The sequence below is a fragment of the Microbacterium sp. W4I20 genome (genome assembly GCF_030816505.1).
Classification (GTDB): domain Bacteria; phylum Actinomycetota; class Actinomycetes; order Actinomycetales; family Microbacteriaceae; genus Microbacterium.
The window spans coordinates 2,065,247-2,077,255 of the sequence record NZ_JAUSYB010000001.1 but is presented as its reverse complement, the minus strand read 5'-3'; the positions used below and the strand labels follow the sequence as shown (position 1 = coordinate 2,077,255).

Sequence of the window (12,009 nt, the reverse complement as noted above, 5' to 3'; positions counted from 1 at the left end):
CAATCCTCATCCCTTCGCCCGACTGCATTGCGGCACCGCCGGCGCGCGTGTCCGCGTGCCCCGGGGTCCGGAGAGAACCCGTGAACGACACAGCCATCGCCCTCCGAGCGAGCAGCCGCATCCGCGTGCTGATCGCCGCCCTCGTCTCCCTCTTCCTGATCGCCGCGGGTGCCGTGGTCGCCGTCCCCGCGCACGCCGCGGGCGGCAGCGTCAGCCCGAGCGTCACCAGCGCCTCGACCTCCGGCGTGACCGTGCAGGTGACGGCATCCGGTCTTCCCGACGTGGCCGGCGCGTATGCCGCGCTCATCATCAAGGGCACCGAGAGCTCGATCTCGGCCGGCGGAGGATATGCCGCGTTCGCGATCCCGTTCCCGACGGTCAGCGCCGGGGAGACCTCGTTCACGCTCACCGCACCCGCCGCGTCGCTCGATCGCACCCAGGTGTACGAGGTGCTGATCTGGAAGCAGCACTCCAACCCGGATGCATCGACGATCTACGCCCGGGGCGACGTCGACATCACCGCACAGCACTGGGATGCCGTCTTCGGCGCGGAGCCGGGAACGGATCCCGGGACGGACCCGGGGACAGACCCCGGTACCAACCCGGGCACCGACCCCGGAACCGACCCGGGCACTGACCCCGGAACAGACCCGGGGACCGACCCCGGCACGCCGCCGGCATCCGCATCGCTCTCCGTGTTCCTCGCCGACGGCACCACCCCCGCCGCGGACAAGGCACTCAAGGCCGGCGACAAGATCGTCGTCAAGGGCTCCGGCTATGACCCGACCGCCAACGTCGGCGGGCGCGGGGTGCCGATCCCGTCGCATCTCCCGCAGGGCACGTACGTCGTGTTCGGCAACTTCGGTTCCGCCTGGCAGCCGTCGACCGGGGCCGCGTCGTCGAGCCGTTCGGTCGGCTCGCAGGCGTGGGCGCTCTCCGAGAGCGTGCTGAACCAGGTTCCCGCGCAGTATCAGGGAGCCATCCGCGCGCAGTGGGTCGACATCGCGGCCGACGGTTCGTTCCAGGCCACGCTGACTCTGAAGGATGCTGCGGCATCCCCCGGTTCCTACGGCGTCTACACCTATGGCGCCGGCGGGGTCGTCAACGCCGACCAGGAGCGCAGCGTCGCCCTCAACTACTCCCTCGCACCGAAGGTCGCGGTCTCCGCGGCGCTCGCGACGGCGGCGTCCGGCATCACTGCGACGGTCGCAGGTTCGAACTTCGGCGCGGCCACCGGCGTGTACGCCGCGGTCATCGAGACCGGCACCGAGGCGGATGTCACGGCGGGTGGCGGCTTCCTCGCCATGCAGTACGTGCGGGGCATCTCCGGCGGCGCGTTCAGCGTCGACCTGACCGCGGCCGTCGACAAGCTCGACCGCGCGAAGACCTACGAGGTGATCGTGTGGAAGCAGCACTCGATGCCGAACGCCGACACGATCCTCGCCCGCGCGGCCGTACCGATCACGGATGCGCACTGGGAGACGCTGTTCCCGGCGACTCCGGCGGTCACGACGAGTGTGAAGACGGCGACCGCGAAGGACGGCCTGACGGTCGCCGCCGCCGGCTCGAAGCTCGGGGCGATCCCCGGCGCATACGTCGCGCTGATCGAGACCGGCACCGAGGCGGATGTCACGGCCGACGGCGGATTCCTCGCGATGCAGTACGTGCGCTCGATCTCGGACGGCGCGTTCTCCGTCGATCTGACCGCGGCCGCGAAGACGCTCGACCGGACCAAGACGTACGAGGTGATCGTGTGGAAGCAGCACTCGATGCCGAACGCCGACACGATCCTCGCCCGCGGCGCCGTCGCGATCACCGCGACGCAGTGGGACGCCCTGCTCGGCACGAAGCCGGAGGAGCCCACCACTCCGACGAAGCCCGTGACCCCGCCGGCCGCGGTGCCGGGCGGATCGCTCCGCTGGGCCATCTCGTCGTCGTTCACGAACTACATCACGGGGCCCATCGCCCAGGGGGCCATCGCGGTGTCCGATGGCGCGACCCGCTCGGGCGGCCAGTTCCAGTTCGGGCAGACGGTCGGCGGCGACTTCGACGCGAAGTCCGGTCGTGGCAGTGTCGTGTACCGCGGGTCGGTGCGCTTCACCGGCCATCACGGCCTCCTCGACGTGACGGTCTCCAATCCGCAGATCCGCATCACCTCCGCGGGTGCTGCGACACTGTCCGTCTCGAGCGGCGGCTCCCAGGTGGTCTTCGCCACCCTCGACCTGACCCGGGCCGCGCGCATCACCGCGAACGGTGCCGTCACCTACTCGGCGGCTCCCGCGACGCTGACGGATGCCGGGCGGGACCGCGTCCTGTCCGGAAACCCCACCACGCTGAACCCGGTCACCTTCACGATCGGGTCCGTGGCGGCCGCGCCGTCGGGGACGACGGGCACTGTGGCGGCAGCATCCGTCACGGTGAAGAAGGCGCTCCCGGCCACGCCGCCGGCGAACGACGGGATCGACATCGACGAGAAGAACCTCGCCGCGCTCCAGTCCGGAAAGGCGGCGACCTTCTCGGCCGCCGGCTTCCGGCCGAACGAGGAGGGCATCCGCGTCGTCGTGTACTCGACCCCGGTGCTGCTCGACACCGTGACGGCGGATGCCGACGGCGTCGCCTCCTGGACGGGCACGCTGCCCGCCGGGCTCGAGGACGGCGCGCACACCCTCACCCTGCAGGGATCGGTCGACCGGGGGCTCGCGTTCACGCTGGCCCGCGCCGCCGCCGTGCTCGGTGCGTGCACGGTCGAGGGCGCCACGCTCCAGTGGGGCTATAAGGAGTCGTTCCGCACCTACATCGAGGGCATCGCGAAGGGCGGCTGGACGCTGACGGACGTGGCCTACCGCTACCCCGACTTCGTGTGGGAGAGCGGCGCCGGGTCGTTCGACGACACGACGCTCACGGGCCTCGTCACCTACGGCGGCAGCATCGCGTTCACGGGTCACGACGGTGCGTTGAACACGACCCTGGCGAACGCGCGCGTCGAGCTCGCCGGCGACACCGGGTACCTGGTGTTCGACGTGACCGGCACGACGCAGGACGGCACGAGCGTCGACCAGCAGGGCGTGCGGCTCGCGGAGTTCGCCCTCGGCGATGCCGCCGTCGTCGACGGGGTGCTGTCGCTCGATGCCGTCCCCACGACTCTGACCGAGGCGGGCGCCGCCGCGTTCGGCACCTACGCCGCGGGGGAGTCGCTCGACCCGGTCACCGCGACGATCCCGGTGAACCCCGACTGCGGCGTCGCGGCTCCGGTCGCGGAGGAGGACGGATCGGATGCCGCCGCCGCGGTCACCGCCGTCACCGTACCGGCACCTGCGGAGGGTGCGCCGGTGTGGCCGTGGATCGTCGGCGGACTGGTGCTGCTCGTGGCGGTCGGCGCGGGAGGCGTGCTGATCGGTCGTCGCACCGGGAAGACTGACGCGGTCGAGGTGTCGGCCGAGGTCTGACGCGATCGGCCCTTCGACAGGCTCAGGGACCCACCCGCTGGGTCGCTGAGCCTGTCGAAGCGTCGAAGCACCGGTGCCGCTCCGGTGGGATCGGTGGGAGAATGGAGTCATGGCCCCCACCGATTCCCACCAGACCGTCGAGGCGACCGTGCGTCACGTGCCGCGGTACGGCGTGTTCATAGGCATCGGCGTGGTCGTCGGCATCATCGCCGCCGTCATCCTCACCTGGACCGGCAGCTTCGAGGAGTCGCAGGCGCTCGACGTCGTCTACCCGGCCGGGCAGGTCTTCGGCTTCCTGCTGCTGTGGACGGTGCCCGCCGGTATCGCTCTCGGCGGGATCGCCGGGCTCATCCTCGAGCGGGTCGCGCGTCGCCACGATCGCGTCGTGCGGGTCGACCGCGAGACCATCATCGAAGTCGACTGACTTTCTCCGACGCCGCTACGCCAGTTCGGCGATGATCGGACGGATGCCGGCGTCGAACGCCACGACATCGCGTCGCATCCCGTCGGTCACCGCCACCGTGAGTGCGCCGATCCACCAGATGCCCCGCTGCGAGAACGGCAGCACCTGCACATTCAACTCGAACGAGTGCGCACGCCGCCCGACCTCGCGCTCGAACTCGGCGATGGCGCTCGCGTAGGCGCGGTAGGCGTCGCCGCCGGTGTGGCTCTTCATCGAGTTCACGTAGCGGTCGTGCGCGGCCCGCGCATAGCGGAGAGCCGATTCGCCGTGCGGGGCGATCGCCGCGGACAGCTCTTCCGCACCGGTGGCGGGGAGAGCGACCAGCGTGTCGAAGCCGTCGATCAGCTCGAGCGGCCCGTCGGCCGGGTGCGCACGCGGCTCGACCGTCATGTCCCAGTACGACCGCCACTGCGCGTCGATGGCATCGGATGCTTCGGCGGCATCCGGGGCTCGCACCGGGAGCTCGCGCAGGCTCGGGAGGTCTTCCGGCGCCCGGATCCCGAGGGTCTGGCGCAGCGCGAGCGCGACGAGCACGGGAACGCTCGCGTCTTCGCGGATGAGCCACTGCGGCTTGTCGGCCATGGCCCCATCGTATGCGGCACCGGGGGCGTCGTCGGCGGTCTGTTTCGGCGGAGAGCCGGACCGGCTGCGGGCGGTAGGCTGGACGGGTGGCTGCCTCCCCCACCAATCCCTATTCCGAAGCCGGCGTCGACACCGCAGCAGGTGATCTTGCCGTCGAGCTGATGAAGTCTTCCGTGCGCGCGACGCACGGCCCCGAAGTGCTCGGCGGGGTCGGCGGATTCGCCGGCCTGTTCGACGCGAGCGCGCTGCGCGACTTCCGGCGTCCGCTGCTGGCGACCAGCACCGACGGCGTCGGTACGAAGGTCGCGATCGCTCAGGCCATCGACAAGCACGACACGATCGGGCAGGACCTGGTCGGAATGGTCGTCGACGACATCGTGGTGGTGGGCGCGAAGCCCCTCTTCATGACCGACTACATCGCGTGCGGCAAGGTGTTCCCGCAGCGCATCGCCGACATCGTGCGCGGCATCGCCGAGGCCTGCTCGGCCACGGGCACCGCCCTCGTCGGAGGCGAGACCGCGGAGCACCCCGGCCTGCTGGGCCCGCGCGACTATGACGTCGCCGGAGCTGCGACCGGAGTGGTCGAGGCCGACGCCATCCTCGGTGCGGACCGCGTGCAGGACGGCGACGTGGTCATCGCGATCGCGTCCAGCGGGCTCCACTCCAACGGCTACTCCCTGGTGCGTCACATCATCACGGGCGCCGGCATCTCCTACGGCGACAACGCCGCCGACCTGGGCACCACGTGGGGCGAGGCTCTTCTCGAGCCGACCCGCCTCTACACGCTCCCGCTGCTGCGCCTCATCGACGCGATTCCGGGCGGCGTCCACGCGCTCAGCCACGTCACCGGCGGCGGCATCGCCGCGAACCTCGCCCGTGTGCTCCCGCAGGGCAGCTGGGCCGAGGTCGATCGCAGCACCTGGTCGCCGAGCCCCGTCTTCCGGGTGCTCAGCGACATCGCCGGGTCCACGCTGGAATCCGCGGAGGGCACCTGGAACCTCGGCATCGGCTTCCTCGCGGTCGTCGCCGCGGAGAAGAAGGATGCTGCGCTGGCTGCTCTCGGGTCGCAGAGCCTGCATGCGTGGCAGGTCGGCACCGTGCATTTCGAGGGCGCCGGTTTCGGTGCGCGCCCGGCAGGAGAATTCGAACAGGGCGCCAAGGGCGTCGACGGCGGAGCGGTGCGCCTCGTCGGTGCATACGCGGACGGAGTGAACTAAGAGCCCATGTGCGGCATCGTCGGAATGGTGGGGTCTGCCCCGGTCAATCAGGACATCTACGACGCGCTCCTGCTGCTGCAGCATCGCGGGCAGGATGCGACGGGAATCGCCACGGCGGAGACCAACGGCGTCATGCACAACGCGAAGGCGCAGGGCATGGTCCGCGAGGCCTTCCGCACCCGCGACATGCGCGCGCTGCTCGGCAACGTCGGCCTCGGTCACGTGCGCTACGCCACGAAGGGCACCGCGTCGAACGAGGAGGAGATGCAGCCGTTCTACGTGAACGCGCCCTACGGCATCATCCTCATCCACAACGGCAACCTCACCAACACGCGTGAGCTCACCGCCGACATGGCCAAGCGCGACCGCCGGCACCTGAACTCCTCCAGCGACACCGAGCTGCTGCTCAACGTGCTCGCCGGCGAGCTGCAGACCACGACCTCGACGGTCGACCTCGACTCCGAGCGCGTGTTCGAGGCGGTCACTCGCACGCAGGCCCGTATTGAGGGCGCGTACGCGGTGATCGCCGTGATCGCCGGCTACGGTCTGCTCGCTTTCCGCGATCCGTTCGGCATCCGTCCGCTGATCCTCGGACGTCGTCCCTCGACGGTCGCCGGCGCCGAGGGCCGCGACGAGTGGGTCGTCGCCAGCGAGTCGCTCGTGCTCGAGAACGGCGACTACGAGGTCGTGCGCGAGGTCGAGCCCGGTGAGGCCGTGTTCATCACGAACGACGGCGAGATGTTCAGCAAGCGGTGCGCCCCCGAGGCGCAGCTCGCGCCGTGCGCGTTCGAGTACGTGTACCTCGCCCGTCCCGACTCGGTCATGAACGGCATCTCGGTGTACGAGTCGCGACTGCGCATGGGCGACCGGCTCGCCGACACGATCGCGAAGCACGTGCCGATGGACAAGATCGACGTCATCATGCCGATCCCCGACTCCTCGCGGCCCGCTGCGATGGAGGTCGCCCGCAAGCTCGGCATCGAGTACCGCGAGGGCTTCTACAAGAACCGCTACGTCGGCCGCACCTTCATCATGCCGGGGCAGGCGGTGCGCAAGAAGAGCGTGCGCCAGAAGCTCAACGCCATGTCGACCGAGTTCCAGGGCAAGAACGTCCTCCTGATCGACGACTCGATCGTGCGCGGCACGACGTCGAAGGAGATCATCCAGATGGCGCGGGATGCCGGTGCCGCCTCGGTGACCTTCGCGTCCGCGGCGCCGCCGGTGCGGCATCCACACGTCTACGGCATCAACATGCCGTCGCGTCACGAACTCATCGCGCACGGGCGGACGATCCCCGAGATCGCGCAGGAGCTCGGCTGCGACCACCTGGTCTACCAGGAGGTCGAAGACTTGAAGGCCGCGATCATCGAGGGCTCCGCGCTCACCGAACTCGACATGAGCTGCTTCGACGGCCGCTACGTCACCGGTACCGTCAGCGACGAGTACCTGGCGTGGGTGGAGGGGTCACAGACATCGTGACCGCCCGCCCGCTCTGGCAGGGCAGGACGCTCGCGCTCATCGGCATCGTGCTGGTCGCGTTCTCGCTGCGCTCCGCCGTCGCGTCACTGTCGCCGGTGATCGATCACGTCGCCGACGATTTCCCGGTACCGCCGGTCGTCATCGGGCTGATCGGCGCGGCGCCCCCGGTGTGCTTCGCGGTTTTCGGGCTGCTGACGCCGCTGTTCGAGCGACGGTTCGGGCTGGAGCGGGTCGCCGTGACGGCCATCGCACTCATGGCGGCGGGGATGCTGCTGCGAGGGTTCGCGGGCGAGTCGGTGGGGCTGCTGGCCTCGACGGCTCTCGTGTTCGCCGGGGTCGGCTCGGGCAACGTGCTGCTGCCGCCGCTGGTGAAGAAGTACTTCCCCGACCGCATCGGCCTGATGATGACGGTCTACTCGACCACGCTCGCGGTGTCGACCTTCCTGCCGCCGCTCGTGGCCGTGCCGGTCGCCGACTCGCTGGGCTGGCGCGTGTCGCTCGGCATGTGGGGGCTTTTCGCGGCCATCGCACTGGTGCCGTGGGTGGGCCTGCTGCTCCGCGAGCGTGCTGCCCCGACGGTCGCGGCCGCGGAGTCGGTGGAGGACGACCCGACCGATGGTCGCCATGACATGCAGGATGCCGTCGCTGTCGCGACCGGTCCGATCTCGACGGCACCGGCCAACCGGCGTTCCTTCGGTCGGCTCTGGCGTGTACCGCTGGCGTGGGCGGTGGCGGTCGTCTTCGCCACGTCGTCGACGATGGCCTACGTCTCCTTCGCCTGGATGCCGGCCATGCTCGTCGACATCGGCGAGGTCACCCCGGCGACCGCCGGCTTCCTGCTCTCGCTGTTCGCGCTGGTCGGCCTGCCCTGCTCGCTGGTCGTGCCGGTCCTCGTGGTGAAGTACCACGCCACGCGTCCGCTCTTCTTCGTGGGTGTCACCAGCGGGTTGATCGGTCTGCTCGGCCTCCTTCTCGCCCCGACCGTGGCACTGCCGCTGTGGGTGTGCCTGTTCGGTCTGTCGGCCATCATGTTCCCGCTGAGCCTGGTGCTGCTCAGCATCCGTTCGCGCACACCGGAGAGCGCCGTCGCGCTGAGCGGATTCGTGCAGAGCATCGGGTACGCGATCGCCGCGGTCTTCCCGCTGCTGGTCGGTCTGCTGCACGAGACGACGGCCGGGTGGCAGGTGCCGCTGATCGTGGTCGGCTCGGTGCTCGTGCTGTCGATCCCGGCCGGCATCGTCGCCGGGCGCCGGCGCACGATCGAAGACGAGTGGGAGCGCCGGCACGGTCGCTGGTGACAGCCGTTCGACCGCGGTCGCACGGCGCGTCTGAACCGCGCGCGAGAGCAGCACGGCTCAGAACAGCATGGCTCAGAACAGCGGACTGTGCGCCTGGACCTCGTCACCGATGCGGATGGTGGCCTCGGCTGAGCCGGCCGCCGGGAGCAGCAGCCGCCCGAGGGTCGGCTCGCCCTGGCCGAACGCAGAGGTGAGGGTGGTGAGCACCTTGGCGTCGCGCTCTCCGGTGTCGGGATTGGCGTGGGTCGCGAGGCAGCGGACGATCGGGCCCTGGGTGCGGAAAGTCAGCTCGCCGATGCGCACCTCGCCCGACCAGGCGAGTTCCTCCCAGGGGCCGACGCCGTCGATGACGATGTTGGAGCGGAAGCGACGGTCGTCGACGGGTGCGTCGAGCGCGTCGGCCAGTGCAGCCGTGCTGCCGTGGCTGTGCAGTGAGACGTAACCGCGTGCCCGGTCCTGGAATCGCGACGCCTCCCCGTCGCCGACGAGTACGAGCGGGAGCCTGCCGGGACGCTGGAGCCGGCGGCCCTCCCGAGTCGCGAGCACGAACTCGGTGACGGCGGCGACGAGCTCGGCGCGGCCCGCGGCGTCGAGGCAGGCCTCCACGACCAGCTCGTCCTTGCGCTCGATCCGTACCCGCCTCTGCGTGTCATCGAAGCTGACGCGCAGGGCCGCCAAGGCAGGGAAGTCCTGCAAGGAGAGGCCCTTCGCCTTCGGCCAGTAGTCGAGACCGCCGCGGTCCTCCGGGGTCACCGCGTCGGCGAATCGGAACGCCAGCACCCGGTCACCCGCGACCCGTCCGTCGGCTTGGACGGTGAGAGATTCTCGGGCCTCCGGCGTGAGTCCCTTTATCGGGTGACGGTACAGAGCGACGACGCGGGCCATGGCGGCTTCCTTTCATCAGGGCACGACGAAACCCCCGTGGTTCGCACGGGGGTCGACGAGAGAGTCGGCGGTCAGGCCTTCTCTAGTTCGTCCTCGTCTTCGTCTGCGAAGTCGTCCGCCCACTTGTCGACGTAGGCGTCTTCGTCGGTCGGGTGAGCCAATTCGCGCTCGAGCGCGGAGTAGTTCACCGACGGACTGTACGCCTTGAGTTCGCGGGCGATCTTCGTGTGCTTCGCCTTCTGACGGCCACGGCCCATACGCCAGACCCCCTCACGATTTCAGCTGCGGGCTGCAGAGGCCCGACGCATTTCACGACACCGGATGAAGCCGGTAAGAGTAGCATTCAGAATAGCACGCGGCTGAGACCTCCTGGCTGATGCCAGGCCGGTGAAGGGAGCAATCCTCATGTCAGACAGCACCTCCACTCCGTCCGACGAGGCCTCGCAGAACGCGGCGCTGCAGAAGGCCGTCATTGTCGGCATGCAACCGCATCAGGATCGTCGCGTGGTCGACGAGGCCGTGCGATACGCGCGGCTCCTCGGCGTGCCGCTGGTCGTCGCCCACGTGGACGTCACCCGCTTCGTGACATACGAGGACCCCGACGGTTACGTGCATTCGGCTCCGATCGACATCAACTTCGACGCCGGCGCCGCCGAGTTCGAGGCCGTCCAGGCATCTGCCGCTGCGATCCTCGACGGCACCGGCATCACCTGGACCGCCCGCCAGCTCGTCGGAGACCCGGCGCTGGCGATCAAGCAGCTCGCCGGAAAGCTCGACGCGCAGCTCATCGTGGTCGGCACCCGCAAGCGCGGCATCGGCGAATCGATCCGGGAGTTCTTCACCGGATCGGTCGCGGCGCGGCTCGCGCACCGGCAGCATCGCCCGATCATGGTCGTTCCGCTCGGCGAATCCGTCCCGGACACCCAGAAGGAGATCTGGCCGGAGCCCGAGTAGCGGCCGTCCGTCGGCCCGCACACCGTGGGGAGGCTCACACGCCGTCGGGAGGCTCACACCGTCGGGAGGAGAACTCACGAATGGGCGGAGCATGGTCGCCCACACCTCCGCCCATCCGCGTGTTCTCAGCCCGTCGCTGCGGCCTCCGTCAGTGCCCGGAGTTCAGCGCGGCGAGTGCGGTCGTGATGCCGCGCGCGGCAGCATCCAGCCCGTCTTCGAGCTCGCTCACCACGGACGACGGGAGCGTGCCGCCCTTCGCGACGTGCGTGCGCAGGTCGGTGCGGATGCGGGCGCGGAACGCGTTGACGACGGCATCCGCCCGATGCAGCTCTTCGCGGCTGATGATGCGGGCGTCGTCGGACGCGCCACGCGGCCGACTCTTCGCAGCCGTGCGCTCGTCGTGCTCGGCCGAGGCGAAGTCGGCGCGGAGGCTCTTCATCGCCTCCTGCACGCTCTGGCGCACCTCGTTGGCGATCAGCCGCACCGAGTCGGTCAGGCCGGCTTCGATTCCCGCGAGGTCGCCCTCCCGTGATTCGAGCTCTCGGCGTCCGGCATCCGTGATCGCGTAGATGGTGGTGCGGCCGTCGACGGTCTTGGTGACCAGGCCCTCCTCCTCGAGCTTCGCGAGACGCGGGTAGATGGTGCCGGCGCTCGGCGTGTAGGTGCCGCCGGTGCGATCGGTGAGCGACTGGATGATGCCGTACCCGTGCTGGGGGGCTTCGGCGAGCAGCGACAGCAGGTACAGGCGCAGGTCGCCGTGGGAGAAGACGGCGGGGCTCATGACTCTTCCCACTCGGCGTCGTTCGTGATGGATTCGGGTGCGCGGCGCAGCACGGTGACGCCGCCGGAGACGGAGTTCGCGCGCAGGTCGACGAAGCGTCCGGCGAGCTCGCCCGTCGAACCGGTGTAGTTGCTCGGGCCCGAGGAGCTGCGCTCGACGCCGTCGATGAGCAGGCGTCCGCTGAGCGAGCGGATCACGTAGTTGGCGGCGAGCGACTCGTCGAGGCGCACCGTGGTGCCGCCCGAGACCGAGTTCACGTTGATGGTGTTCACGTCGCCCGCGGCATCCACGAGCGTCGAGCCCGAGACGATGTCGACCGTCGCCTTGCGCACGGTGCCCGTGACGGCCACGTCGCCCGAGACGCTGTTGGCGGTGATCGAGCCGGTGAGGCCGCGCACCTGCACGTCGCCCGACACGGAGTTCACGTTGAGGTCGCCGATCAGGGTGTCGACGATGATGTCGCCCGACACCGTGTTGAGGCGGGCATCGTTGCGGATGCCGGAGACGAGCGCTCCCGCACTGACGACGCCGAGGTTCAGGGCGATGGCGCGGGGGACCGCGACGCTCACCTCGGCACGGGGACCGCCGGAGCCGAAGTTGCGGAACACCTCGAGGAAGTTGTCCCAGCCCAGCTGCGGGTGGTCGATCTCGACCTCTCCGTCGCGGGCTTCGACGCGGAGGTCCTTCGTGGTGACGCCGTGCACCTCGATGCGGATGCCGGGTTCGTCGTGCGCGATGATGTCGACCTGTCCTCCGACGAGACCGACCTTGAGGCGGGTGACGGATTCGATGTCGATGACGCGTTCCTCGCCGGGGGCGATGAGCCACTTCTCGGTCATGTCTGCTTCTCCTGTGTTGAGGGATCGAGATATATCGTGTGTGTGTCGAGAGTAACACGATATAT

At 69.7% G+C, this 12,009-nt stretch carries 11 protein-coding genes; 6 read left to right on the top strand and 5 right to left on the bottom strand.

From position 1 onward, the window contains the following. Nucleotides 1–80: 80 nt before the first annotated feature. The gene (locus QFZ21_RS10010) at nucleotides 81–3,446 is read left to right on the top strand and encodes an HtaA domain-containing protein (protein ID WP_307377356.1); all 3,366 of its coding nucleotides are present in this window, start codon (nucleotides 81–83) and stop codon (nucleotides 3,444–3,446) included. A gap of 109 nt (nucleotides 3,447–3,555) precedes the next feature. After that, nucleotides 3,556–3,870 carry a potassium transporter Trk gene (locus tag QFZ21_RS10005; protein ID WP_307377353.1) on the top strand — a complete coding sequence of 105 codons (315 nt, stop codon included), beginning with the start codon at nucleotides 3,556–3,558 and terminating at the stop codon, nucleotides 3,868–3,870. Between the two features lie 15 nt (nucleotides 3,871–3,885). On the opposite strand, the gene QFZ21_RS10000 is transcribed toward QFZ21_RS10005, so the two are convergent. Further along, a complete protein-coding gene (locus QFZ21_RS10000; RefSeq protein ID WP_307377350.1) occupies nucleotides 3,886–4,491 on the bottom strand; it encodes a zinc-binding alcohol dehydrogenase in 606 nt (201 codons plus the stop codon). An 86-nt stretch (nucleotides 4,492–4,577) separates the two neighbouring features. On the opposite strand from QFZ21_RS10000, the gene purM reads away from it, so the two are divergent. From purM to QFZ21_RS09985, 3 genes are read left to right on the top strand one after another with little or no spacing between them, the layout of a single operon-like run. Continuing rightward, nucleotides 4,578–5,708: a phosphoribosylformylglycinamidine cyclo-ligase gene (purM, locus tag QFZ21_RS09995; protein WP_307377348.1), complete on the top strand. Its 1,131-nt coding sequence runs from the start codon at nucleotides 4,578–4,580 to the stop codon at nucleotides 5,706–5,708. Between the two features lie 6 nt (nucleotides 5,709–5,714). After that, a complete protein-coding gene (gene purF, locus QFZ21_RS09990) occupies nucleotides 5,715–7,187 on the top strand; it encodes an amidophosphoribosyltransferase (protein WP_307377345.1) in 1,473 nt (490 codons plus the stop codon). After that, on the top strand, nucleotides 7,181–8,485 hold the full coding sequence (locus QFZ21_RS09985) for a CynX/NimT family MFS transporter (protein ID WP_307381277.1): 1,305 nt from the start codon (nucleotides 7,181–7,183) through the stop codon (nucleotides 8,483–8,485). The genes purF and QFZ21_RS09985 overlap by 7 nt, the downstream gene beginning before the upstream one ends. 72 nt (nucleotides 8,486–8,557) lie before the next feature. Here the strand turns inward: QFZ21_RS09985 and QFZ21_RS09980 are convergent, their stop codons facing one another. Both QFZ21_RS09980 and QFZ21_RS09975 read right to left on the bottom strand, forming a co-directional pair. Further along, nucleotides 8,558–9,370, bottom strand: a complete 813-nt coding sequence (locus tag QFZ21_RS09980; RefSeq protein WP_307377344.1) for an MOSC domain-containing protein — start codon at nucleotides 9,368–9,370, stop codon at nucleotides 8,558–8,560. Nucleotides 9,371–9,441: 71 nt separating this feature from the next. Next, nucleotides 9,442–9,627 (bottom strand): DUF3073 domain-containing protein, encoded by a 186-nt coding sequence (locus QFZ21_RS09975; protein ID WP_307377341.1) that lies wholly within the window; start codon nucleotides 9,625–9,627, stop codon nucleotides 9,442–9,444. A 148-nt stretch (nucleotides 9,628–9,775) separates the two neighbouring features. On the opposite strand from QFZ21_RS09975, the gene QFZ21_RS09970 reads away from it, so the two are divergent. Then, nucleotides 9,776–10,324 (top strand): universal stress protein, encoded by a 549-nt coding sequence (locus QFZ21_RS09970; RefSeq protein ID WP_307377339.1) that lies wholly within the window; start codon nucleotides 9,776–9,778, stop codon nucleotides 10,322–10,324. 148 nt (nucleotides 10,325–10,472) lie between these two features. On the opposite strand, the gene QFZ21_RS09965 is transcribed toward QFZ21_RS09970, so the two are convergent. Together QFZ21_RS09965 and QFZ21_RS09960 are read right to left on the bottom strand one after the other, a co-directional pair. After that, a complete protein-coding gene (locus QFZ21_RS09965; protein ID WP_307377336.1) occupies nucleotides 10,473–11,105 on the bottom strand; it encodes a PadR family transcriptional regulator in 633 nt (210 codons plus the stop codon). Further along, nucleotides 11,102–11,944 carry a DUF4097 family beta strand repeat-containing protein gene (locus QFZ21_RS09960; protein ID WP_307377334.1) on the bottom strand — a complete coding sequence of 281 codons (843 nt, stop codon included), beginning with the start codon at nucleotides 11,942–11,944 and terminating at the stop codon, nucleotides 11,102–11,104. Before QFZ21_RS09960 ends, QFZ21_RS09965 begins: the two co-directional genes overlap by 4 nt. Between the last annotated feature and the right edge of the window lie 65 nt (nucleotides 11,945–12,009).

What these genes read in the sequence shown, in the direction of transcription:
- QFZ21_RS10005 (WP_307377353.1), top strand. Translation starts at nt 3,556, where the DNA reads ATGGCCCCCACCGATTCCCACCAGACCGTCGAGGCGACCGTGCGTCAC.
- QFZ21_RS10000 (WP_307377350.1), bottom strand. Translation starts at nt 4,491, where the DNA reads ATGGCCGACAAGCCGCAGTGGCTCATCCGCGAAGACGCGAGCGTTCCC.
- purF (WP_307377345.1), top strand. Translation starts at nt 5,715, where the DNA reads ATGTGCGGCATCGTCGGAATGGTGGGGTCTGCCCCGGTCAATCAGGAC.
- QFZ21_RS09980 (WP_307377344.1), bottom strand. Translation starts at nt 9,370, where the DNA reads ATGGCCCGCGTCGTCGCTCTGTACCGTCACCCGATAAAGGGACTCACG.
- QFZ21_RS09975 (WP_307377341.1), bottom strand. Translation starts at nt 9,627, where the DNA reads ATGGGCCGTGGCCGTCAGAAGGCGAAGCACACGAAGATCGCCCGCGAA.
- QFZ21_RS09970 (WP_307377339.1), top strand. Translation starts at nt 9,776, where the DNA reads ATGTCAGACAGCACCTCCACTCCGTCCGACGAGGCCTCGCAGAACGCG.
- QFZ21_RS09965 (WP_307377336.1), bottom strand. Translation starts at nt 11,105, where the DNA reads ATGAGCCCCGCCGTCTTCTCCCACGGCGACCTGCGCCTGTACCTGCTG.
- QFZ21_RS09960 (WP_307377334.1), bottom strand. Translation starts at nt 11,944, where the DNA reads ATGACCGAGAAGTGGCTCATCGCCCCCGGCGAGGAACGCGTCATCGAC.